20 protein-coding genes are annotated in these 22645 nt (G+C 65.0%); 7 read left to right on the top strand and 13 right to left on the bottom strand.

The window, feature by feature from the left end:
- Positions 1-5: 5 nt before the first annotated feature.
- The 4 genes from ACVINW_RS33300 to lptF form a co-directional block, all read right to left on the bottom strand.
- Entirely contained in the window at positions 6-962 is a 957-nt protein-coding gene (locus ACVINW_RS33300) for a SurA N-terminal domain-containing protein (protein WP_456755182.1), read from the bottom strand.
- Positions 963-1026: 64 nt separating this feature from the next.
- Entirely contained in the window at positions 1027-3444 is a 2418-nt protein-coding gene (locus ACVINW_RS33295; protein WP_456755181.1) for an LPS-assembly protein LptD, read from the bottom strand.
- 77 nt (positions 3445-3521) lie between these two features.
- Positions 3522-4619 carry an LPS export ABC transporter permease LptG gene (gene lptG, locus ACVINW_RS33290; protein WP_456755180.1) on the bottom strand — a complete coding sequence of 366 codons (1098 nt, stop codon included), beginning with the start codon at positions 4617-4619 and terminating at the stop codon, positions 3522-3524.
- Positions 4616-5782, bottom strand: coding sequence for an LPS export ABC transporter permease LptF (lptF, locus tag ACVINW_RS33285; RefSeq protein WP_456755179.1), 1167 nt, complete (start codon positions 5780-5782; stop codon positions 4616-4618). Before lptF ends, lptG begins: the two co-directional genes overlap by 4 nt.
- A gap of 370 nt (positions 5783-6152) precedes the next feature.
- On the opposite strand from lptF, the gene ACVINW_RS33280 reads away from it, so the two are divergent.
- The 3 genes from ACVINW_RS33280 (at position 6153) to ACVINW_RS33270 (ending at position 8781) form a co-directional block, all read left to right on the top strand.
- Positions 6153-7655, top strand: a complete 1503-nt coding sequence (locus tag ACVINW_RS33280) for a leucyl aminopeptidase (RefSeq protein ID WP_456755178.1) — start codon at positions 6153-6155, stop codon at positions 7653-7655.
- Between the two features lie 18 nt (positions 7656-7673).
- Positions 7674-8126, top strand: a complete 453-nt coding sequence (locus tag ACVINW_RS33275; RefSeq protein ID WP_456755177.1) for a DNA polymerase III subunit chi — start codon at positions 7674-7676, stop codon at positions 8124-8126.
- Positions 8127-8229: 103 nt separating this feature from the next.
- Positions 8230-8781 (top strand): hypothetical protein, encoded by a 552-nt coding sequence (locus ACVINW_RS33270; protein WP_456755176.1) that lies wholly within the window; start codon positions 8230-8232, stop codon positions 8779-8781.
- Positions 8782-9017: 236 nt separating this feature from the next.
- Here ACVINW_RS33270 and ACVINW_RS33265 read toward each other — a convergent pair whose 3' ends face one another.
- The 3 genes from ACVINW_RS33265 to ACVINW_RS33255 all read right to left on the bottom strand — a co-directional run bounded on the left by ACVINW_RS33265 (position 9018) and on the right by ACVINW_RS33255 (position 11664).
- Positions 9018-10883, bottom strand: a complete 1866-nt coding sequence (locus ACVINW_RS33265; RefSeq protein ID WP_456755175.1) for an ABC-F family ATP-binding cassette domain-containing protein — start codon at positions 10881-10883, stop codon at positions 9018-9020.
- A 108-nt stretch (positions 10884-10991) separates the two neighbouring features.
- A complete protein-coding gene (locus ACVINW_RS33260) occupies positions 10992-11174 on the bottom strand; it encodes a hypothetical protein (protein WP_456755174.1) in 183 nt (60 codons plus the stop codon).
- Positions 11175-11397: 223 nt separating this feature from the next.
- Positions 11398-11664 carry a sulfur globule protein precursor gene (locus ACVINW_RS33255; RefSeq protein WP_456755173.1) on the bottom strand — a complete coding sequence of 89 codons (267 nt, stop codon included), beginning with the start codon at positions 11662-11664 and terminating at the stop codon, positions 11398-11400.
- 348 nt (positions 11665-12012) lie between these two features.
- On the opposite strand from ACVINW_RS33255, the gene ndk reads away from it, so the two are divergent.
- Together ndk and ACVINW_RS33245 are read left to right on the top strand one after the other, a co-directional pair.
- The gene (gene ndk / locus ACVINW_RS33250; protein ID WP_456755172.1) at positions 12013-12435 is read left to right on the top strand and encodes a nucleoside-diphosphate kinase; all 423 of its coding nucleotides are present in this window, start codon (positions 12013-12015) and stop codon (positions 12433-12435) included.
- A 113-nt stretch (positions 12436-12548) separates the two neighbouring features.
- Positions 12549-13388, top strand: coding sequence for a TerC family protein (locus tag ACVINW_RS33245; protein ID WP_456755171.1), 840 nt, complete (start codon positions 12549-12551; stop codon positions 13386-13388).
- 25 nt (positions 13389-13413) lie between these two features.
- Here ACVINW_RS33245 and ppx read toward each other — a convergent pair whose 3' ends face one another.
- The 4 genes from ppx to ACVINW_RS33225 all read right to left on the bottom strand — a co-directional run bounded on the left by ppx (position 13414) and on the right by ACVINW_RS33225 (position 18569).
- Positions 13414-14916: an exopolyphosphatase gene (gene ppx, locus ACVINW_RS33240; RefSeq protein WP_456755170.1), complete on the bottom strand. Its 1503-nt coding sequence runs from the start codon at positions 14914-14916 to the stop codon at positions 13414-13416.
- Positions 14917-14928: 12 nt separating this feature from the next.
- On the bottom strand, positions 14929-17133 hold the full coding sequence (locus ACVINW_RS33235) for an RNA degradosome polyphosphate kinase (protein WP_456755169.1): 2205 nt from the start codon (positions 17131-17133) through the stop codon (positions 14929-14931).
- 131 nt (positions 17134-17264) lie between these two features.
- A complete protein-coding gene (locus tag ACVINW_RS33230; RefSeq protein WP_456755168.1) occupies positions 17265-17942 on the bottom strand; it encodes a chromosomal replication initiator DnaA in 678 nt (225 codons plus the stop codon).
- A gap of 84 nt (positions 17943-18026) precedes the next feature.
- Positions 18027-18569, bottom strand: a complete 543-nt coding sequence (locus ACVINW_RS33225; RefSeq protein WP_456755167.1) for a CDP-alcohol phosphatidyltransferase family protein — start codon at positions 18567-18569, stop codon at positions 18027-18029.
- A gap of 160 nt (positions 18570-18729) precedes the next feature.
- On the opposite strand from ACVINW_RS33225, the gene purM reads away from it, so the two are divergent.
- Both purM and purN read left to right on the top strand, forming a co-directional pair.
- On the top strand, positions 18730-19803 hold the full coding sequence (gene purM / locus ACVINW_RS33220; RefSeq protein ID WP_456755166.1) for a phosphoribosylformylglycinamidine cyclo-ligase: 1074 nt from the start codon (positions 18730-18732) through the stop codon (positions 19801-19803).
- A complete protein-coding gene (gene purN / locus ACVINW_RS33215) occupies positions 19800-20450 on the top strand; it encodes a phosphoribosylglycinamide formyltransferase (protein ID WP_456755165.1) in 651 nt (216 codons plus the stop codon). Before purM ends, purN begins: the two co-directional genes overlap by 4 nt.
- An 89-nt stretch (positions 20451-20539) precedes the next feature.
- On the opposite strand, the gene ACVINW_RS33210 is transcribed toward purN, so the two are convergent.
- Both ACVINW_RS33210 and rnd read right to left on the bottom strand, forming a co-directional pair.
- A complete protein-coding gene (locus tag ACVINW_RS33210; protein WP_021079877.1) occupies positions 20540-20743 on the bottom strand; it encodes a cold-shock protein in 204 nt (67 codons plus the stop codon).
- 355 nt (positions 20744-21098) lie between these two features.
- Positions 21099-22247, bottom strand: coding sequence for a ribonuclease D (gene rnd / locus ACVINW_RS33205; protein WP_456755164.1), 1149 nt, complete (start codon positions 22245-22247; stop codon positions 21099-21101).
- Positions 22248-22645: the final 398 nt, after the last annotated feature.

Raw genomic sequence — 22645 nt, 5'->3', positions numbered from 1 at the left:
GTCGATCATCGCCCGCCTGGATATTCGATCATCGCGGCCTTGCGGACTTCCTGCAGGTAGGCCTTCGACTTCGCCTCGTACTTCTGCACGTACATCTTGTCACGCATCTCACGCTTCTTCGGCGTGTCCACGGTGGTGGCCTTCCGGCCGCAAAGGGCAACCATTTCGATGCCCTGCTTGGTGACCTCGGGAGGGGTGAGGTGACCGACCGGGGTCTTGTCCAGGATGTCGCGCAGCGACTGCGGCAGGTCGGCCGATGTCTTCACCACGATCTCGCGGATCGCGGCATTGCGCATCGACTTGAAGAAGGTGTTGGCCTCCTCGCAACTGGTCACGCGCTCGCGCAAGCTGTCCGCTTCCTTGCGGCGGCCCTCGAATTCCGACTGCGGCGCGCCGCGCGGCACGATCAGGACGACCGGTTGCATCCTGTATTCGAAGGCCTCGGCGTCGGGGGCATCGCCGGTCTCCTTGACCGCGGTCGCGACGTCCTTTTCGCCGACCTGGAGGCTCTCCTTGAAGCGGCCACGGACCAGGCTGGTCCAGACCATGTCGGCCCTGATGCGCTGCTTCAGCGTATCGGGCCGGATACCCTTGCTTTCGAGCACCTTGGTCAACTGGTCGTTGGACAGCCGCATCCGTTGCGCCATGCCGCCATAGGACTGCTCGATGTCGTTGGCGGTGGGATCGACGCCGTACTTCTTGGCTTCCTTGATCTTCAGCTTTTCGTCGATCAAATCGTCGAGGACGGCCTTTCGATCGGGGACCTTGCCGCCGGTCAGCGCGTTCAGCTTGGAGCGCTGCTCGATGTCGAAATTGGTGATGGGCTCGCCGTTGACCATGACCGCGATGGTCTGGGCATGCAGCCGGCTACCCCCCAGCAGGAGGAAGAGCGCCAGCAGGGAGCTCAGCACGAGCGAATGGCGGCGCGTTGGCGGGCGAGCGGCGATGGTTATTCTCGTCATGTCAGCCGTTTAAACCAATTCAAGCCGGGGCCACAGGCCCGCGGGCAAAACAAGCCCCCGCTTGTTACTGCATGCCAGCCGCACTGCTGGTCGTGGAGGTCTGGGCGATCGTGCGCAGCCCGATCTGGAACATGATCGCGTGGCTGAGGACGGGAGGCGTCGAGCCGGCCTGGTAGGTATAGGACGTGACATAATTGGCAGCCAGCACGAAGCAGTCGTCCACATAGCCCGCGCCAATCGCATACTGGTTGATCTTGTTCGCTTCAAGGTCCCAGCGCGCCGCACCCTGAACCACCCAGTTCGCCGCCACCTTGACCGATCCGCTGGCGAGGATGCCTTCGCGGCGCGTCAGATAGCCGAGTTCCGGCTGAGCCGCGTAGTCGCCATACAGCAGGCTGACCGACCAGCGGTCGAAGTTCGCGGTGGCCTGGGCCTCGAACCGGTTGATGTTCCAGGTGGCCTCATCCATTCGCGTGCGGACGCTGAACGTGTAGGTGCGGTTCGGCGAATAGGCGAGGCTTGCGACATAATCCGAACGCGCGTTCTGCAGGCCGGAGTCGACGCCGGTATTGGTGACGTCGGCGACCGCGAACGAGTTCAGCCCGAACAGCTGGTAGGACTGTCCGAACACCGCCTTGACGCTGCCGCCGTGATCGAACTGCGTGGTGGCCTGCACGCCGACATTGGCGCGGCTGCCGCCCTCGACGCGGTCGTAGCCGGAGAACTTGTCGACCGAGAACAGGTTCGAGGTGTCGAACACCAGGCTCTGCGCATCCTCGTTCGGAAGCTTGCCGGCGTTCGGCTCGTTGGGCCGGATGATGACCTGCGCGATCGGCTCGACGGTCGTCGTGCCCCACGGCTGCACGTTGATGAAGGGATAGCGGTATTCGAAGCCGACGGTCGGCATCAGACGAACCGTCTGGGTGTCGCCCACCGGCAGGTAGTTGGACACGCCGGGCTGATTCGAGATGTCGGCGTTGATGGCGTCGGCGCGCATGCTGACGAACGGCGTCCAGATCTGGCCGAGCGGGTCGGTGTAGGACTTGCGCCACTGCGCCTCGGCCGTCAGCCGGGTGTAAGTGCCCGGCATGCCGCGCAGCAGGCACTGCGACGGGGTCCGCGCCATCGGATCGGCCGACGTGGTCAGGCACAGGCTGTTGGTGTTGGCGGTCGTCGTGATCGGGTCGAACACCGCGGTTTCGCGGGTCAGGTTGACGAAGTTCATCTTGTAGCTGAACTCGCCGCCCAGGACCGGACTGTTGATCACGTTGTTGTAGTCGATCACAGGCGCCACCACCGGAACCTGGTTCTGGTTGCCCGAGTAGCTGAGATAGTAGATCGCGCGCGCGTCGAAGAAGCTGCGGTCGCCGACGCCGGTCAGATAGAGCTGCGAGATGGCCTCGGTCGGCAGCGACAGGAACGATCCGAACGGGTCCTTGTACTGGGCGAGCCGGTAGTCGGACATGAAGAAGTAGTCGGACAGCACCACGCCGTCCCAACCCCAGACCCATTTGTCGTTCAGCGCGAACTGACCCTTGGTGTCGACGCCCCAGCGGAACTGGCGATCACCGGGTTGGCCGGCGAACGCGCCGGGATCGGTCTGGTCGATGCCGTAGAGCCGGATCTGATAGGAGCCGTCCGCAAAGCGCTGGCGGAATTCGGTCTGCAGCAGCACGCCCTGCTTGGACGTGATGCGCGGATTGAAGGTCGCGTCCATGTCAGGCGCGATCGCCCAATAATAGGGGATTTCGACGCCGTAGCCGAACGCCGTGTACGAGGTGAAGCCCGGCATCAGGAAGCCGCTCTTGCGCTTCACCGTCGGATCGGGCGTCGAGAAATAGGGCAGATAGGCCATCGGAACGCCGAAGAATTCGAGCTGGGCGTTCTCGAAATAGAGCATCTTCTCGGTCTGGTTATGGATGATGCGCGCGCCCTTGACCTGCCAGAGCGGCGGCTTCTTCGGATCATCCTTACAGGGTGCGCAGGCGGTATAAACGCCGTTGTCGAACACCGTGTAATTGCCGCTGGACCGATCGGCGCGGGTCGCCGCCATACGGGTCTGGTCTTCGGTATCGACGCGCAGCGAATCGACGAAACCGTCGCGGTAGTCGTCGCTGAGATCCATGATGTTGGCGTAGGTGATCTTGCCTTCCGCATCGGTCATGCGGATGTTGCCTTCGGCATGAAGACGCTTGGTCTTCTGGTCGTAGATGACCTTGTCGGCCTCGACGCTGGTGCCGTTGTAGAACATCTGGACGTTGCCGACGGCCGAGATCCGCGAGTTGTTGTAGTCGTAGTCGACCTCGGTCGCCTGGACGAGCATCTGCCCGTCGTTCTTGGCCGGCGGGCGGGGCGGCTTCGGCGGACGCGGATTGTAGGTGAACGCCTGCGCGGCAGCCGGCGTCGACGCGACGACGTCGAGCGCGCTGACCGCGATCAATGCGGCGAGAAGAGTTGAGATCGAAACGCCAAACGCGGCCATACGGCTCCGTTGACGGCGCAGAGCACTGCGCCGCCCGCAAGCAGGCGACCTCAACTGGCGGGAAGCGACACTGGCCACTACCCGTCCTCCTGGTACAGCAAGGCTAAGAAGCCGGTGAGGCTACCCACGACGACGGGCAACCACGCCGCAGCGATGGGATGCATCAACTCAGCCTTGCTCAAATCTTCAGTTACTTTCGACAGCACGTAGAGCAGAAAGCCTGCGCCCACGCCACTCAAAACCATCTTCTGCACGCCGCCCATCCGAAAGAAGCGGAGGCTCACAGAAGCCGCCAACATCACCATCGCAGCCAGCAAAAACGGCTGTGCGATGAGCTTGTGATACTGCAAGCGATAGCCGGCCGTCGCGAACCCTGAGCTCTCCGACGAACGGATGTAGTTCGGCAGTTGCCAAAAGGACACAGTTTCGGGAGTGGAGAAGCTGTTGCGCACCTGTGCCGGGGTGAGGGTGGTGGTCAGATAGAAGGTGTCCTGATCCACCGGAGGCTTGTCGAGGGTGTATCGGCGCACGCCGGTGAACACCCAGCGGCCTTCTTCGAGCGTTGCTTCGCGCGCTTCGATTCGCTCCTTGAACTGCAGCGCCGTATCGAATCGAAACACCGTCAGTCCCGTCAGCCGGACGCCCTGCTGCTCGCTGCGCGCGGCATTGATGATCGCCTGACCCTCGTCGTTGATCTGGTTGAGCCAGAAGCCCGACGCGTCCTGGATGCCGCCGCCCGGCGCCGAGCCGAACAGCTCGGCTTCCATCCGTTTGGAGAGCTCGCGCAGATTGGCCGAGACCGGATTGTAGGCGGTGGTCGCGAAGATGCCGAGCACGATCGCGCTGGCCAGCGCCGGCGAGATGAATTGCCAGGCCGAGACGCCGGCGGCGCGGGCCACCACGAGCTCGAGCCGGCGCGACAGAGCGAGGTAGCAGGTCATCGCGCCGATCAGCACGCAGAACGGCATCAGCTTCTCGAGCAATTGCGGCACGCGGAACAGCGAGGTCTCGGCGACGGTGATGGCGGAGGCGTCGACCAGCCCGGACGTCTTGCGCACCATCTCGATGTAATCGACCAGCACGAGCAGCACGAAGATGCCCGCGAACACGCCCACCGCCGCGACCACGAAGCGGCCGGCGAAATAGCGCCCGAGCGTGTTTGTGACCATGCTCATGCGGTAGCCGGCCTCCGGAACAGGCGTGCGATCCGCTCGTTGTTCCTGTTGATCGCTTCCAGCAGCCGTGGCGGCGGTTCGACCACCACGCCGCCGACGATCATCCAGATCCCGACGCCGATGCCGGCGAACAGCATCAGATATTGCAGCAACGCGGCGATCGGCGTCTTCACCGCGACGACCGAGCAGGCGAAGCCGACCATGCGCAGGCCGAACACCGCGAACACCGAGCCGCCGATCGAGAAATTGCGGCTCTGCCGCGTGGTGCGCGGCGCGCCGAGGAAGGCGAAGGTCAGCGCCGCGAATGCGAACGGATAGACCGGCGCCATGAAGCGATCATGCAGCTCCGCGAAGAACTGGCCCGACAGCTGCTGATAGGTCTGGTCGTTCTGGTCAGGCCACATCAGCTCCCAGAGATAGCGCTCGCGAATCCCGAGCGTGACGTCGCGGCCCTGCGAGAATTTCGACATGTCGAAGGCGTAGCGCTGAAACACCACCAGCGTCGGATCGCGCTTGCCGACTTCGAATCGCTCGAGATTGCCGTCCTCCAGCACGAGATATGAGCCGTTCTCGTTCTTCAGCACAGTGCCGTGGTCGGCGACGATGGTGACGCGCTGCTGCGGGTCGCGGCGATCGTCGACGAAAACGCCGCCGAGCACGCCGCCGGGCAGCCGCTCGCGGATCCGAATCGTCAGGTTCTGATCGAGCTGGGCGAAGCGGCCGGGCTGCAGGATGTTGGTCAGGACGTCGGCCGTGATCTCGGCGTCCCACTGCTTGATTCGGCGCATCCCGTCGGGGGCGAGATAGGCGCCGATGAAGGCGACCAGCGCCGCCACCACGCAGGTGGCGAAGAAGAACGGCCGGAACAGCCGGAACGGCGAGAAGCCGGCCGCGTTCATCACGATGATCTCGGAGTCGGTCGCGAGCTTGTTGAGCGTATGGGAGATCGCGATCATCAGCGCGATCGGGGCGATGATCAGGACGAGCGCCGGAATCACGAGGCCGGTGATGCCGAGGAAGGTCAGGATCGTCTGACCCTGGCTGGTCATCAGGTCGATGCCGCGCAGCGCCTGGGTAATCCAGATCACGCCGGTGAGGCTGACCAGGACAAGCGCAAACGACGCCAGCGTCGTTTTGAAGATGTACCTGTCGATCGACCCCATCGCTACCGCACGACCCCCGAGACCCCCTGTACGCAGCCAAACGCGCGGCTTTCGACCAATCCCGTCAAGGCGGGTTCCCCTATGGTCGAGCCGCGGACCCGTCCGGCTCACTCTGTGTCCACTCTCTCACTACCATCCCTTTGATCCGTCAACAAAATGGCCGAGCCAAGGCGCGCTTAATTTATGGTTAATTAATCGCTTTTGTGGCCTTCGGGCCACTCCGGTGCTTGGCAGCGGCGCAGCCGACAGGTCATAGTGTGTGCCAAGCCCGGCCCGGGCCGCTCCCGGACCGCCATCGCAATGCTCACCCCGCGTGCCGGAAGGACCGCCTCAGGTCCGAGCAACACCCTGAGTTCTGGAGGATTTTCCTATGACCGACGCCGTCAAGGTCGGCTTTGTCCCATTCTCTGCGTCCGCCCGCGGCATCCTGGTCGTCTTTTGCGACGAACAATTGAAGCTCGGCGCCACCACAAGGAAGGCGCTGGGGGCTGCCGCCGAGACGGTCAAGCGGGCGGCCGCCGCCAACCAGTTCAAGGGCAAGAGCGGGGCAACCCTGGACATTCTGGCGCCGGAGGGACTCAAGGTCGATCGCCTGATCGTGATCGGCACCGGCAAGGCGCCCGACCTCAAGGAGAAGGATTTTCTCAAATTCGGCGGTGTGCTGGCCGGCAAGCTCAACGCCGGCAGCGGCGCGATGACCGTCATCGCCGAATTGTCCGAGGCTGCGATGGCAGCCGGCCAGGCGGCTTCGATCGCCACCGGTATCCGCCTGCGCGCCTACAAGTTCGACCGCTACAAGACCAGGAAGAAGGACGGCGAGAACGGCGCGATGCGGGCCGAGGTCTCGATCGCGGTCGACGACGTCGCTGCCGCCAAGAAGGCGTTCGCGCCTGAATCGTCGGTCGTCGACGGCGTCAACCTGGCGCGCGAGCTCGTCAACGAGCCGCCGAACGTGCTGTACCCCGAGGAGTTCGCCCGCCGCGCCAGCCAGCTGCGCAAGCTCGGCGTCACCGTCGAGGTGCTCGACGTCAAGGCTATGACCAAGCTCGGCATGGGCGCGCTGCTCGGCGTCGGGCAGGGCTCGGCGCGGCCAAGCCGCACCGTGATCATGCGCTGGAACGGCGGCAAGAAGAGCGAGGCGCCGGTCGCATTCGTCGGCAAGGGCGTCTGCTTCGACACCGGCGGTATCTCGATCAAGTCGGCCGGCGGCATGGAGGATATGAAGGGTGACATGGGCGGTGCGGCCTGCGTGGTCGGGCTGATGCACGCGCTCGCCGCGCGCAAGGCCCGCGTCAACGCGGTCGGCGCCATCGGCCTCGTCGAGAACATGCCCGACGGCAATGCGCAGCGTCCGGGCGACATCGTCACTTCGATGTCCGGCCAGACCATCGAGATCATCAACACCGATGCCGAGGGGCGCCTCGTGCTCGCCGACGTGCTCTGGTACGTGGCCAAGAAGGTCAAGCCGAAATTCATGGTCGATCTGGCTACGCTGACCGGTGCGATCATGGTCGCGCTCGGCACCGATCACGCCGGCATGTTCTCCAACAATGACGAGCTCGCCGAGCGCCTCGCCAAGGTCGGCCTCGAGACCGGAGAGAAGGTCTGGCGCATGCCGCTCGGTCCGGAATACGACAAACAGATCGACTCGCAATTCGCCGACATGAAGAACACCGGCGGCCGCAATGGCGGCTCGATCACGGCGGCGCAATTCCTGCAACGCTTCGTCGACGGCACGCCGTGGGCGCATCTCGACATCGCCGGCACCGCGATGGGCGCGCCGAAGACCGAGATCAACCAGAGCTGGGGTTCGGGGTACGGCGTCCGGCTGCTCGAGCGGCTGGTCTCCGACTATTATGAAGCCAAGAAGTAAGAGAGTGTCAGCCGGCGCATGACCGAGGTTCTGTTCTACCATCTACAGAACATGACGCTGGAGAGCGTGCTGCCGCCGCTGCTCGAGAAGTCGCTCGAGCGCGGCTGGCGCGTCGTGGTGCAATCGACGTCGCAGGAGCGCGCCGAGACGCTCGACGCGCATCTGTGGACCTACAGCGACGATTCGTTTCTGCCGCACGCGACGGCGCGTGTTGCCGACGCGCAGGACCAGCCGATCATCCTGTCGATCGAGGAGGGCAATCCGAACCGGGCCAATGTCCGCTTCCTGGTCGACAATGCGGCGCTGCCGGCCGACTGCGACAGCTATGAGCGGGTGGTGCTGGTGTTCAACGGCGACGACCCGGACGCGGTGGCCGCGGCACGGGAGAGCTGGACCGCCTGCAAGGCGCGCGGCTTCGAGGTCACCTATTGGCAGACCGACGAGCGCGGACGCTGGCAGCGGCGCCAATAGCGATATCGACGAATTAATGATAATTCGACCTTTCTCGGGGCGGGTCACGGTCATGCCGCAAAGTGATGTTCGGACAAGCCCTTACCTCATGGGGTTAGGAGCCTTGTCGATCGTGCGAGACGGAACATTCAGTCGGAAGTCGCTGCTGGCGTTGCTGGTGCTTGCGCCAGGCCTTGCCGGCTGTTCGGGCGCGTCCGACATCTTTTCGCGCGACGCGGATTGGTTCTCGCGCCCTGGACGGGTGTTCATCCGCAACATCTCGATCGAATCGCCGCCGCTGACGCCGGACAAGCCGGTGACCAACGACGATCTGGTCAGTGCCGACGGCAGCTGTCCGGGCATGGCGCCGCCGGCGGGCGCCACCGACGCGAATGCGCAGGCTCCCGGTGCTCCGCCGCCGCAGCCGACCGGCGGCAGCGTCGCGCTCGGCCACACCGAATGCGATGTGGTGCGCGGCATCGGCGCCCCCGACAGCGTCAATCTGTCCAGCGGTCCGGGCGGCGAACGCGTCGCGGTCGTGACCTGGTCGCGCGGCGCGCGTGCCGGCATCTACACCTTCACCTCGGGGCGCCTGTCGTCCGTCGAGCGTGGCCCGGATGCGGCGCCGGAGCCGAAGGCCGCGAAGCCGAAGAAGAAAAAGACTGCGCACGGTTAGGGCATATACGCCGCAGCGGCAGTGCCGATGCCTGCATACGCGGGCATGACACCGGAAAGAATGAAATCCCACGGCTGCCTCCACACGTCGTCCCTGCGAAAGTAGGGACCCAACCACTGATGGTCATTGTTGCGCAGTCACGGAACGACGAGTCCCTTCACCACATCCGCCGCGGAGTATGGGTCCCTGCTTTCGCAGGGACGACACCGAATATGTGGCTCCGCAAGGTGGCCAATCTAGTTCGCGGCCTCGTCGAGTTCGCCGCTGGCTTCCAGCCATTCTTCCTCGGCGCGTTGCAGCGCGCTCTCGGCGCCGGCGCGCGCCTTGGTCAGTTGTGCGGCCTGCTTCGGATCGCGGGTAAAGATATCGGGCAGCGCGAGCGCGGTGTCGATCTTGGCGATGATGCCGTTGATGCGCTCGATCTCGGCCTCGGCCTGCGCGATCCGCTGCCGCGGTGAAACGCGCTTCTCATTCCTGATCCGTTCGGGCTTTGCCGGCTGCTCCCTGACGCGCTCGCGCGACGCCGTCCGTCCGTCATTGGCCGACAGGATCATGCGGCGGTATTCGTCGAGATCGCCGTCATAGGCCGTCACGGTCTGGTTGGCCACGACCCACAAGCGGTCGGCGCAGGCCTCGATCAGATAACGATCGTGCGACACCATGATGATGGCGCCGGGGAACTCGTTGATCGCCTCCGCCAGCGCCGCGCGGCTGTCGATATCGAGATGGTTGGTCGGCTCGTCGAGGATGATCATGTTCGGACCATAGAACGTCGCGAGCCCGAGCAGCAGCCGCGCCTTCTCGCCGCCCGACAGGCTCCGTACCAGCGTGTCGCCGGCCTTGCCGGAGAAACCGATCGCGCCGACGCGGCCGCGCACCTTGCTCTCGGGCGCCTCCGGCATCAGCTTGCGGATGTGATCGTAGGGCGAGCCGTCGAGATTGAGCTCGTCGACCTGGTGCTGGGCAAAATAGCCGACCGACAATTTGTCGGCTTTCGTGATCCTTCCCGAGAACGGCGCGAGCTTGCCGGCCAACAGCTTGACCAGCGTCGACTTGCCGTTGCCGTTGGAGCCGAGCAGCGCGATGCGGTCGTCGGTATCGACGCGCAAGGTGACGCGATTGAGCACCGGCTTGCCCGGCTCGTAGCCGACCGAGACGTCGTCGACCGCGATGATCGGCGGCGACAGCAGCTTCTCCGGCGCCGGGAACGAGATCTCATGCACATCCTGCGTCACTAGCGCGGTGATCGGCTTCATCCGCTCCAGCATCTTGACGCGCGACTGCGCCTGCCTCGCCTTGGAGGCTTTTGCCTTGAAGCGGTCGACGAAATCCTGCAGCCGCTTGCGCTCATCGGCCTGCCGCTTGGCGTGCTTGGCGTCGAGCAATTCGCGCGCGGCGCGCTGCTCCTCGAATGAGGAGTAGGTGCCCTTGTAGAGCGTCAGCCTGCCGCGATCGAGATGCAGGATCTGATCGACCGAGGTATCCAGCAGATCGCGGTCATGGCTGATCACGATCACGGTGCGCGGATAATTGGCGAGATGGTTCTCCAGCCACAGCGTGCCTTCGAGATCGAGATAGTTGGTCGGCTCATCCAGCAGCAGCAGATCGGGCGCCGAGAACAGCGTCGCCGCCAGCGCCACGCGCATGCGCCAGCCGCCGGAAAATTCCGCGCATGGCCGGGCCTGGTCTGCGGTCGAGAAGCCGAGGCCGGAGAGGATCGCCGCGGCCCGCGCGGGCGCGGAGTGGGCGTCGATGTCGACCAGCCGGGTCTGGATCTCGGCGATCCGGTGCGGGTCGTGCGCCGTCTCCGCCTCGCGCAGCAGCGCGTCGCGTTCGAGGTCGGCCTTCAGCACGACGTTGATCAGGCTTTCCGGTCCGTCGGGTGCTTCCTGCGCGAGACTGCCGATCCGCCAGCGCGGCGGCAGCGTGATGCTGCCGCTCTCGGTCGGGAGGTCGCCCCGGATAGCATGAAACAGCGTCGACTTGCCGACGCCGTTGCGGCCGACAAATCCGACCCGCGCGCCGGGCACGATTTGCACAGAACTGTGATCGATCAACAGCCGCCCGGCGATCCGGACCGAAATGTCAGTGATGGAGAGCATGCCGCGTTGTCACCGGACCCGGTGATAAACGCAACCCCGTCTATTCGTAAAATCTCTCCGGAAGGCTGTTGCAAAAACGCAATTGGGCTGCTCACGCGCCCGTAACATCTAATGGCGGTCGTTTTCCCGTCGGTGCATTTCATCGAGGAGCTGCTGCAGGCGGGACGACAGCGCGGGCTCCGGCCGCATGCTCTGCTGGAGTCGTTCACCCACGGCATCGCAGATGTAACGGCAGGTCTTGTGATCGATCTGATCTGGATCGTTTTCGATCTGGGTCATTGTCATCGTCATGGCGGGTCTCTTGGCAGGTCTCCGAATATCTGTCTTGGCAAGTTCCACCTCGCGTGTTCGGCATTTTCGCCAAGACAAGTCGCGACCCCGAAATTGGTTTCCGCTCCCGCCTTACTCTCGCCTTGAGGTCGTGGAGCGGGTCGCGCGGTTGAGTTCCCCGGATGAAAAAAGCCCCGGCGCGAGGCCGGGGCTGAGCAAGTCAGGGGAGCACGGAACGGATGGATCAGTAGCAGCGGTTGACCAGGCGCCAGCGGGGACCCCACGGGGTCGGCACGACGCGGCGGACATAGCAGCCGCCGTAGCCATATCCGTAACCGCCGTAGTAGGCGGGACCTCCAACGATGACGCGCGGGCCGCCCCACCCGCCATGATGCCATCCACCGTGCCAGCCGCCATGCCAACCACCCCAGGCCGACGCGGAGGTCGGGGCGAGCGCGGCAGCACCGAGCGAAATCGCGGCAACGGCGGCGAGCGAAATCTTGCGTAACATGATCGTCTCCTCGAGCTATGGGCGCGCGTGACGCGCCCGCGGTGACATCGTTTCCCGAGACGTCCTGTGAGGCTTGCGGATGGGGCCAGCAAGGCGTCCGATCGATGGAGAGCCTAGCTGGCGGCAGCTGAACGGTGGCGGCACGGCGCTGACAGAATGGGTTCACCTAGGTGAAATCGCGGTAAGCTGGCCGAACCCGATCGCGGACCGGGGTCCGCCCGGACGACGGTTTTCGTCGTGAAAATGCATCAAAACTAAAGGCTAACGCGTCACAGGGTCGCTTGCCGTCACCCCATCGCGCCGATATAAGCCCCGGCAACTCCCAGCCACGTTTACAAGGACGAAATCATGGCGATTGAACGCACCTTTTCGATCATCAAGCCCGATGCCACCGAGCGCAACCTGACCGGCGCGGTCAATGCGGTGATCGAGAAGGCGGGCCTGCGGATCGTGGCGCAGAAGCGCATCCAGATGACCCGCGGCCAGGCCGAGACCTTCTACGCGGTCCACAAGGCGCGCCCGTTCTTCGGCGAGCTGGTCGACTTCATGACCTCGGGCCCGGTTGTGGTCCAGGTGCTGGAAGGCGAGGGCGCCATCTCCAGGTATCGCGACGTGATGGGCGCGACCGATCCGTCGAAGGCCGCCGAAGGCACCATCCGCAAGCTCTATGCGAAGTCGATCGGCGAGAACTCGGTGCATGGTTCGGATGCCCCGGAAACCGCGGTGATTGAGATCGCGCAGTTCTTCGCCGGCAACGAGATCGTCGGCTAACGCCGCACAACTGGAAGTGACGCGGTCTCCTTGAGGAGACCGCGTCGAACTAGAACTGGGGAGCGGCGGACGACCGCCGCCAGGGGCGGCCGCAAGGCCGAATAGGACCCGTTGTGGACTGGCTGTGGCAGATCTTTGATCCGGCGTACATCGGCGCGTTCTTCACCGAGTTCAAGAACGAGATGGCGACGCCGACCTTCTGGGTCGCCGTCGGCAAGATCATCTGGATCAACGTCCTGCTGTCGGGCGACAACGCGCTGGTGATCGCGCTCGCCTGCCGCGGGCTCGCGCCGCGCCAGCGCCTGTGGGGCATGGTTCTCGGCGCCGCCGCCGCGGTGTTGCTGCGCGTCATCTTCACCGGCATCGTCGCCAGCCTGATGGAGCTTCCCTACCTGAAGCTGGTCGGCGGCCTGGCGCTGATCGTGATCGCCGCCAAGCTCTTGGTGCCGGAGCAGGAGGACGAGGACGGCGTGCAGGCGGCCTCGCACCTGTGGGCCGCAGTTCAGATCGTCGTCGTCGCCGACATCGTGATGAGCCTCGACAATGTGATCGCGGTGGCGGCTGCCGCCAATGGCAGCGTGCCGCTGCTGGTGCTCGGGCTGGCCATCAGCGTTCCCCTGATCGTTGCCGGTGCGGCGCTGATCATGGCGCTGCTGACCAAGCTGCCGGTCCTGGTCTGGGCTGGTGCCGCGCTGCTCGGCTGGATCGCCGGCGACGTCATCGCGACCGATCCGGCGGTGCATCCGAAGCTCGATGCGCTGTTTGCCGGACCGCTCGGCGCCAGGCTCGATTCCTGGCTGACCTCGATCGGGATGACGCCGCAATTCGCCCATGGCGGCAATGGCGGCGAGATCACGCTCGCCGTGCTTGGCATCGTCGTGGTGCTGGTGATCGGATCGCTGTGGCGCCGCCACGCGCTGCGCAAGGCCAAGCATGCCGCCAAGGCGGCGTGAGACTTCAAGGCGGCGTGAGATCTTGTTAGCGCCGCACGATCGAGCCGGCGCGCCCGACCAGCCGCGCCAATTGCCGGAAGCGGCTGCCGACGCGATCGGCGACCAGATCCACCATCCGGTGCTCGAACACCAGCATCAGCTTGCGGCCCTGGGTGCGGAAATGCGTCAGCGGCAGCACGCCGGTGCGCGCCGCCGTGATCAGATGCGCGACGCGGAAGGCGGCACCGAGCACGCGCGCGCGCTCGTCCATCGCCGGCGTCACCAGCGCGCGGATCTGCGGCGGCGGTTCGTTCTCCTCGCTGAGCCCGGCGTAGCGATAGAACACCGACAGCGCGACGAAGGCACGGCCCTGATGCGTGATCGAGCCGAAATTGCCGTTCATGATCAGGCTGAGGGTTTCCTCGCCGCGATGATCCGGATGCACGCGCCAGCCGATGTCGGAGAGCAGGCAGGCGACGTGACGCAGCCTGCGGTCCTCCTCGGTCTCGCGCAGCCGGACCACGCGCACCAGCCGGTCGGTCCACGCCGTCAGCTCCTGGGCGTGGCGCGCCGAGCGCGACAGCAATTCGTTGAGGTTCTGCGCGGCGCAGACCAGCCCATCCTTGGCGCGCTCGGCCGGCGGCAGCATCTCGTAGAGCAGGCCTTCGCGCACGCCGAAGGTCGAGAACACGATCGTCTTCGGCTGCGCCACGCGGATGATGTATTCGAGCACGAGCGCGGCATAGGCCAGTAGCGGCCGCCGCGCATCGGCGATCGATTCGATATTGGCCAGCATGTTGGTGGCCGCAAGCCGCCGCAGCCGCTGCGCGAAATCGAGCGCGTCGGCGGCCGGGATCGAATAGCCGTGCATCACCTTGAGCGGGTAGCCGCTCTGGATGATGTGGATGCGGGCCAGCGCGCGCCAGGTGCCGCCGACCGCGTAGAAGGTGCGGCCGCGGCCGGTCTTGAGCTGGGCGACGCCGAGCAGCTCGTTCTTGACGATGCGTTCGGCGCGCTTGAGCGACTTGTTCGAGAGATCCTGCAGCGCGAGGCTGCCGAGCGGCAGAGTGACGCCGCTGCGCACGCGGCTGCCCTTGACGTCGATCAGTTCGAGCGAGCCGCCGCCGAGATCGCCGACGATGCCGTTCGGATTGTGGATGCCCGAGACGACGCCGAGCGCGGACAGCTTCGCTTCACGCGGGCCGGTGAGGATCTCGATCTTGGCGCCGCAGATCCGCTCGGCCTGGGCGATGAAGTCCGGACCGTTCTTGGCGTCGCGGCAGGCCGCAGTCGCGATCGCGTAGACGCGGCCGACCTGCTGGATCCTGCACAACGCGCGGAAGCGGCGCAGCGCGGTCAGCGCCTTGTTGACGGCATCGGTCGCGAGCAGGCCGGTGCTCTGCACCTCGCGTCCGAGGCCGCACAGCGCCTTCTCGTTGAAGATGGTGATAAGGCTGCGCGCCATCGCCTCGTAAACCACGAGACGAACCGAGTTCGAGCCGATATCGATCACAGCGACGCTGGAAGCGCGCTTCCGCGGCCGCTTCACCGGTAGGCCCCCTTAGGACGATGGCTGCTGACGTTCGTTGCGACGCGTGAGACGGCGCGGTGAAGATTCCTTGAGAGACTTACCACGGCCGGACAGACTCGGATTTGTCATGAAATAGTCATGCAGATTGAAAGGCTCTTCGCCTTTCGCGGCCTTCATACGCGTAGACGACCCATCCGGCAACAATTGCCAGCTCTGCTCGGTGTCCTTCAGGTTCGCGACCATGATCTGTTCGAGAACCTGCTGATGCACCGTGGGATTTTGCAGCGGACAGAGAACCTCGACGCGGCGGTCGAGGTTCCGCGGCATCATGTCGGCGGACGAGATATACACAGCAGCTTTTGTGCTCGGCAGGCCTTGCCCCATGCCGAAGCAATAGATTCGGCCATGTTCCAGGAACCGGCCGATCACCGATTTGACGCGGATGTTCTCCGACAAGCCGGGCAGGCCGGGGCGCAGGCAGCAGATGCCGCGCACCACGAGCTCGACCGACACGCCGGCCTTGGAGGCCTCGTACAGCGCGTCGATGATGTCGGGGTCGACCAGCGCATTCATCTTCATCCACACCGCGCCCGCGCGGCCGTGCTTGACGTGGGAGATCTCGCCATGGATGTGCTCGATGATCCGCTTGCGCAGCGTCAGCGGCGACACCGCCATCTTCTCGATGTCGCTCGGCTCGGCATAGCCAGTGATGTAGTTGAACACCCGCGCGACGTCGCGGCCGATGATCGGATCCGAGGTGAAGTAGGAGAGGTCGGTGTAGATACGCGCGGTGACCGGATGATAGTTGCCGGTGCCGGTGTGCACATAGGTGGTGAGATTGCCGCCCTCGCGGCGCACCACCATCGACAGCTTGGCGTGCGTTTTCAGCTCGATGAAGCCGTACACCACCTGCACGCCGGCGCGTTCGAGGTCGCGCGCCCAGCGGATGTTGGCTTCCTCGTCGAACCGCGCCTTGAGCTCGATCAAGGCGGTCACCGACTTGCCGGCCTCGGCGGCCTCCGCCAGCGCGCGCACGATCGGCGAGTTGTTCGAGGTGCGATACAGCGTCTGCTTGATCGCGACGACGTCAGGATCGCGCGCCGCCTGTTGCAGGAACTGGACGACGACGTCGAAGGATTCGTAGGGATGGTGGACCACGAGGTCCTTCTGCCGGATCGCGGCGAAAATATCGCCGCCATGGTCGCGCACCCGCTCGGGATGACGCGGCACATAGGGCGGGAATTCGAGGTCGGGGCGATTGAGGCGGGTGAGCTGCGACAGCTCGTTCATCGCCAGCACGCCGTCGACCAGGATCACTTCATCGTCCGCGGCCGACAAGGCGTGCTGCACGAAGATGCGCAGCTCTTCCGGCATCGTGGCCTCGATCTCGAGCCGGATCACCGATCCGCGGCGGCGGCGCTTGAGCGCGGTCTCGAACAGGCGAACGAGGTCTTCGGCCTCTTCTTCGATTTCGAGTTCGGAGTCCCTGATGATGCGGAATGCGCCCTGGCCCTTGACGGTGTAGCCGGGGAACAGGCGGCCGATGAACAGCCCGGTGGCCTGCTCGAGCGTGATCAGCCGCGCCGGCGCGCCTTCCTTGGTGGAGGGGATGCGGATGAAGCGGTCGATCTTCCCGGGCATGCGGATCAGCGCGTTCATCGCCTTGCCGTCGGAGACCCGCGACAATTGCAGCGCAACGGTGAAGCCGAGGTTCGGAATGAACGGGAACGGATGCGCCGGGTCGATCGCGAGCGGGGTCAGCAGCGGGAAGATGCTATGGAGGAAGTGATCCTCGATCCAGCTGCGCTCGGACTTGGTGACGTCGCGCCCGTCGACCAGCTGGATGCCGACCTTGGCCAGGATGTCGCGCAGGTCGCTCCAGATCGCCTGCTGGTCGGAGGCGAGCTGCGACACCGTCTTGTTGATCATCACAAGCTGCTCGGCCGGCAGCAGGCCGTCCGGGCTGCGCTCGGTGATGCCCTCGCGGACCTGCGCCTTGATGCCGGCGACACGGACCATGAAGAACTCGTCGAGGTTATTCGCCGAAATCGACAGGAAGCGGACCCGTTCCAGCACGGGATGGCCAAGATTGACCGATTCCTCGAGCACCCGGCGGTTGAAATGCAGCCAGGAGAGCTCCCGGTTGATGAATCGCTCGGGGCTGGTCGCGATCGCGGGGGCGGGTGGGAGTTCCGCCTCTTTCTCTTTGATTTCAGTTGCTTGTGCCGAGTCCATCAAGTGTTGGTCCAGTTCGGGGCAGGGGCCGGAGCGGTCTAGCCGAGGGCCGCAGAGACCATGTGATATTGCGATGACGTTTCGATGACATTGATGTTCCGCTGGCCCGCGCCGTCAAGCCGCAGCGCCGCTCAGGCGTCGCGCAACAGCTCGGCCGCCAGCGCCCGCGTGACCGGTCGGCCGAGCCGCAGCGCCTCGGTGTCGAGCAGTTCGACCGCCTGGCGGACGGCAACGTAGGAGCGCTCGATCCGGTTGCAGAGATAGCTGACCAGCGGCTCGTCCACGCTCATCTGGCGGTCGGCGCAGAACTTGACGATCAGGCCGCGGAACAGCTGGTCGTCGGGCGGCAGCAGCGTCACCGTCGGCACCGCGCGAAGCCGCGACCGCAGATCGCGCAGTTCGATCTCGAATGCCGATGGCGGGATGCGGGCCGTGATCAGCAGGTAGGCATCGTCCTGCCGCGCGAGATTGAGCAGGTGAAACATCGCGCGCTCGTCGAAATCCGACGGCCTCAAATCCTCGACCACCAGCGCGCCGGTCGCAAGCGCCGTCGGCACCGTGTCGGCGGTCAGCGCATGAGCCGCGGTCGCGCGGGCGCCGGCGCTCTCGGCCCAGATCGCGGCGAGGTGGCTTTTGCCGGAGCCGTCGGGGCCGACCAGCAGCATGATCCGGTTCGGCCAGTCGGGCCAGCCGTCGATCAGCGCCAGCGCCGCCTCATTGGCGGGGCCCTCGAGGAAATCGTCGCGGGTCAGTCTCTCCTCGTGCGGCAGGGCCAAGGCCAATTGACGAGGTTGAACGCTACCGGCCACGCAAGTCTCCAAACCACTTCATTCTAGCAAGATCTCTGCGCCAGCGCTTTGCGCCTGTCGCGGGAAAACCGGCTTCCGCTTGTCCTACCGGGCCTCGATCGTGCTCATGTGCCGGACCCACTCCACGAGATAGAGGGACACCGAACCCAAAGTAAAGATCGTGACCAGGCCCATCAGGATCAGGTCGTAGGGATGCGGCTCGAAGCGAAAGCCGAGCGAGGCCAGCACCAGGGCTGCAAACGCGACCTGCGCCGCCGTGTTCAGCTTCGACACCATCAGCGGCTTCATCTCGACCGGCTTGTCGAACAACCATGACACAATCACGGCAGAGACGATCATGATGTCGCGCGACACCACCAGAATCACGATCCAGCGCGGCACCGCGCCCCAGATTCCGAGCGCGACATAGATCGACACCAACAGCGCCTTGTCGGCGAGCGGGTCGAGCAGGGCGCCGAGCTCGCTCGTCATGTTGAAGCGCTTGGCGAGGAAACCGTCGACCGCGTCCGACACGCCGGCGATCACGAAGATCGCGAATGCGATCTCCATCTGGCTCGACACGATGGCCCAGACGATCACCGGCACCAGGATGATGCGGCCGAGGGTAATGATGTTCGGAATGCTCAACTTGGATCGCTTCCCGGCTAGAAGCCTGATTTTACTCGATATCCGGCTCTTTTGTGCGGCGGCCGGGTGTTATCTACATAGTATCGCGGCGGCAATGCCGCGAGCCATTGCGCGGGGGCGGAATTCCTCGTAACCAGCCCCTGATCATCTGGAATTGGGCATGACCGAGCGCAAAAACGGGCTCACTTACGCGGATTCGGGTGTCGATATCGACGCCGGCAATCGTCTGGTCGATCTGATCAAGCCGATGGTGCGGGCCACCGCACGGCCCGGCGCGGACGCCGAGATCGGCGGATTCGGCGGACTGTTCGACCTCAAGGCGGCGGGCTTCAAGGATCCGGTCCTGGTGGCCGCGACCGATGGCGTCGGCACCAAGCTGAAGATCGCGATCGAGACTGGTATCCATAGCGGCATCGGCATCGACCTGGTCGCGATGTCGGTCAACGACCTCGTCGTGCAGGGCGCGGAACCGCTGTTCTTCCTCGACTATTTCGCCTGCGGCAAGCTGCATCCGGAGGCCACCGCGCAGATCGTCGCCGGCATCGCCGAGGGCTGCCGCGAATCCGGCTGCGCGCTGATCGGCGGCGAGACCGCCGAGATGCCCGGCCTCTACAAGGACGGCGATTACGATCTCGGCGGCTTTGCGGTCGGCGCGGCCGAACGCGGCACCTTGCTGCCGACCGGGGATATCGCCGCCGGCGACGCCGTGATCGGGCTGGCGTCCTCGGGCGTGCATTCGAACGGCTATTCGCTGGTGCGCAAGCTCGTCGAGCTGTCCGGCGTGGCCTATGACGCGCCGGCGCCGTTCGCGCCGGTCATGACGCTCGGCGCGGCGCTGCTGACGCCGACCAGGCTCTATGTGAAGTCCTGCCTGCGCGCGATCCGCGAAACCGGTGCGGTGAAGGGGCTCGCCCACATCACCGGCGGCGGCTTCACCGACAATATCCCGCGGGTGCTGCCGAAACATCTCGGCGTCGGCATCGATCTGGCGCGGCTGCCGGTGCTGCCGGTGTTCAAATGGCTGGCCGAGCAGGGCGGCATCGCCGAGCTCGAGCTGCTGCGCACCTTCAACTGCGGCATCGGCATGATCGCGATCGTCAGGCCGGATGCGGTCGATGCGGTGACCGAGGCCTTCACCGCCGGCGGCGAGACCGTGACGCTGCTGGGCGAGGTGATCGAGGCGAAGGACGAGCATCGCGTGGTCTATAACGGTCATCTCGATCTCTCCAGATGAAGCGCCGCACAGCCATCCTGATCTCCGGCCGCGGCTCCAACATGGCCGCGCTGATCGAGGCCGCCAAGGCCGCGGATTTTCCGGCCGAGATCGTGGCCGTGATCTCCAACCGCGCCGATGCGCCCGGGCTTGAAAAGGCGGCCGCCAGCGGCATTCCGACCGTCGTCATCGAGAGCAAGCCGTTCGGCAAGGACCGCGTCGGCTTCGAGGCGGTGCTGCAGAAAGCGCTCGACGACAGCCAAGTCGAGCTGATCTGCCTCGGCGGTTTCATGCGGCTGTTCACCGCCGATTTCGTGCGGCACTGGTATGGCCGGATGCTCAACATCCATCCGTCGCTGCTGCCGTGTTTTCCCGGCCTCGATCCGCACGGCCAGGCGCTGCGCGCAGGGGTCAAGCTGTCGGGGGCGACGGTGCATTTCGTGATCCCGGAGACCGACGCCGGGCCGATCGTGATGCAGGGCGCGGTCACCGTGGCCGACGATGACACGCCGGAGACGCTCGCCGCGCGCGTGATCACCATCGAGCATCGCATCTATCCGGCGGCGCTGCGGCTGCTGGCTTCGGGCCGGCTCAGGCTCGAAGGCGACGTCTGCAAGACCCGGGGCAGCGCCGCAACGGACAGCACGCTGATTGCGCCGGCGCCTTAGCGCGCGGTGGCACGAGATATCCTCGGGACGAATCCCCCGGGTGATGCGGCCGGGGGAGGCATCAGGATGAATTCTGCCAGCAGCGGGCGTCAGTGAACCTTGAGGTTCTCTGCCGACGCCTTGCCGCGGTTCTCCACCAGCTCGTACTCGACGGTCTGGTTCTCGTTGAGTGTGCTCAGCCCTGCGCGTTCGACCGCCGAGATGTGGACGAACACGTCCTTGTCGCCGACGGCCGGCTTGATGAACCCGTAGCCTTTGGTCGGGTTGAACCATTTGACGGTACCCTTCGGCATCGTCTCTCTCCCAGTTTAGACATAAAAAAGACGCGGCCACGTTTTCCACGTGCCACGCCACAAGCGGGCTTGCCGCCGTCTGCTCAGTTCCCGGGTCTTCAGATCCAAAGTCTTCAAGTCCGAAGTTTCGCCTCTCGAAGCCTTGTACGTCGAAGCTTTGGACAGCAACGTCGTGAAACGCACAGTCGAACGGCCGCGATCCGATTGTGAAGGGATTGCAACACGAAATTTGCGGCTTAGCAAGCGCGGTGGTTTCGTGTGACGCAACCTCCGCCTGTGCCGGTCGAAAGCCGCCGCGGAGCGTTCGGTCACCGGCCGCGTGCCGATGGAACCTGGCGCGCACCGCGCGTTTGCGCTAGCCCCGATCGACCCGCACCACGCGGCCCTTGTCGATCGCCAGCGCGAGCTGGCCGTGCTTGAGCTTGAGCGCCGCCTCGCCGAACAATTCGCGCCGCCAGCCGTGCAGGGCGGCGACCTCGGCCTGGTCGCTGGCTGCGATCTGTTCGAGATCGTCGACGGTGGCGATCACCTTGCTGGCGACGCCGTGGCGCTCCGAGGTCATGCGCAGCAGCACCTTCAGCAGCTCGACGGTCGCAGCACCATTGGAATTGTTGCGCGGCTTTTCCAGCTTGGGCAGCGTCGCGTGATCACGCGCCAACCCGCGCTGCACCGCGGCGATGATGTCCGCGCCCCATTTCGAGCGCTCGAAGCCTTTCGGCAGCGAACGCAGATTGCCGAGCTTGTCCAGCGAGGTCGGCGCATGTGTGGCGATATCGCCGACCGCGTCGTCCTTGAGCACGCGCGACCGCGGCACGTCGCGGCTCTGCGCCTCCTGCTCGCGCCAGGCCGCGACCTCGATCAGAACCGCAAGTTCGCGCGGCTTGCGCACGCGGGTCTTGAGCCGCTCCCAGGCCCGTTCGGGATGGAAGTCGTAGGTCTTCGGCGAGGTCAGGATCTCCATCTCCTCGCTGACCCAGTCGCTGCGATCGCGCTTCCGCAAATCGGCATCGAGCGCGGCGAACACCTCGCGGAGATGGGTGACGTCGGAGATCGCGTAATGCAGTTGCTCCTCGCTCAGCGGACGGCGCGACCAGTCGGTGAAGCGATGGGTCTTGTCGGGGCGGTGGCCGGTGACGCGATCGACCAGCTGGTCGTAGGCGATGCTGTCGCCATAGCCGAGCACCATCGCGGCGACCTGAGTGTCGAAGATCGGATGCGGAATCGTGCCGGAGAGGTGCCAGACGATTTCGATATCCTGCCGCGCGGCGTGGAAGACCTTGAGCACGGCTTCATTCGACATCAGCTCGAAGAACGGCTTGAGGTCGATGCCGGGCGCCAGCGCGTCGACCACGACGGCTTCGTCCGCGCTTGCCATCTGCACGACGCAGAGCAGGGGATAATAGGTCGTCTCCCGCAGGAACTCGGTGTCGACGGTGATGACCTTGTGTTTGGCGAGCCGGTCGCAGGCGGCGGCGAGGTCGGAGGTCGTGCTAATCAGATCCATGAACAGTCCATGACGGCTTGACCCCACGCGTTCTGCCGAAAGGGCAGCTATGTCAAGGGTCTTGCAGGGATTTTGGCCTTGCATAAAGGGCAGAACGGGGCTTTCTGCATGGCTCGGCATGTTCTCGCGGTCTCGCAGTGCGGAATGCACCCGAGGTTTGCCAGTTTTCAGGCCCTCTTCTTGAAGAGGGCGCAGGGAAAGCCGGGTGCCGATCGCACCCATGGGCCCCGAGCAATGGGGTAGAAAGCTCGGGGGTAGGACCACAGGTGTAACCGGAAACAACCCGGCTTTCCCTGCGCGATGGGTTACGGCTTATACGTGCTCTCCCCGGCGAGACTGGGCTTTGTTGTCACCGTCTTCACAACGCGCATTTGCGCAATCGGAAGAGACACCTACCG

The organism is Bradyrhizobium sp. USDA 4461, assembly GCF_054055655.1.
This window is presented reverse-complemented; position numbering and strand designations above follow the sequence as displayed.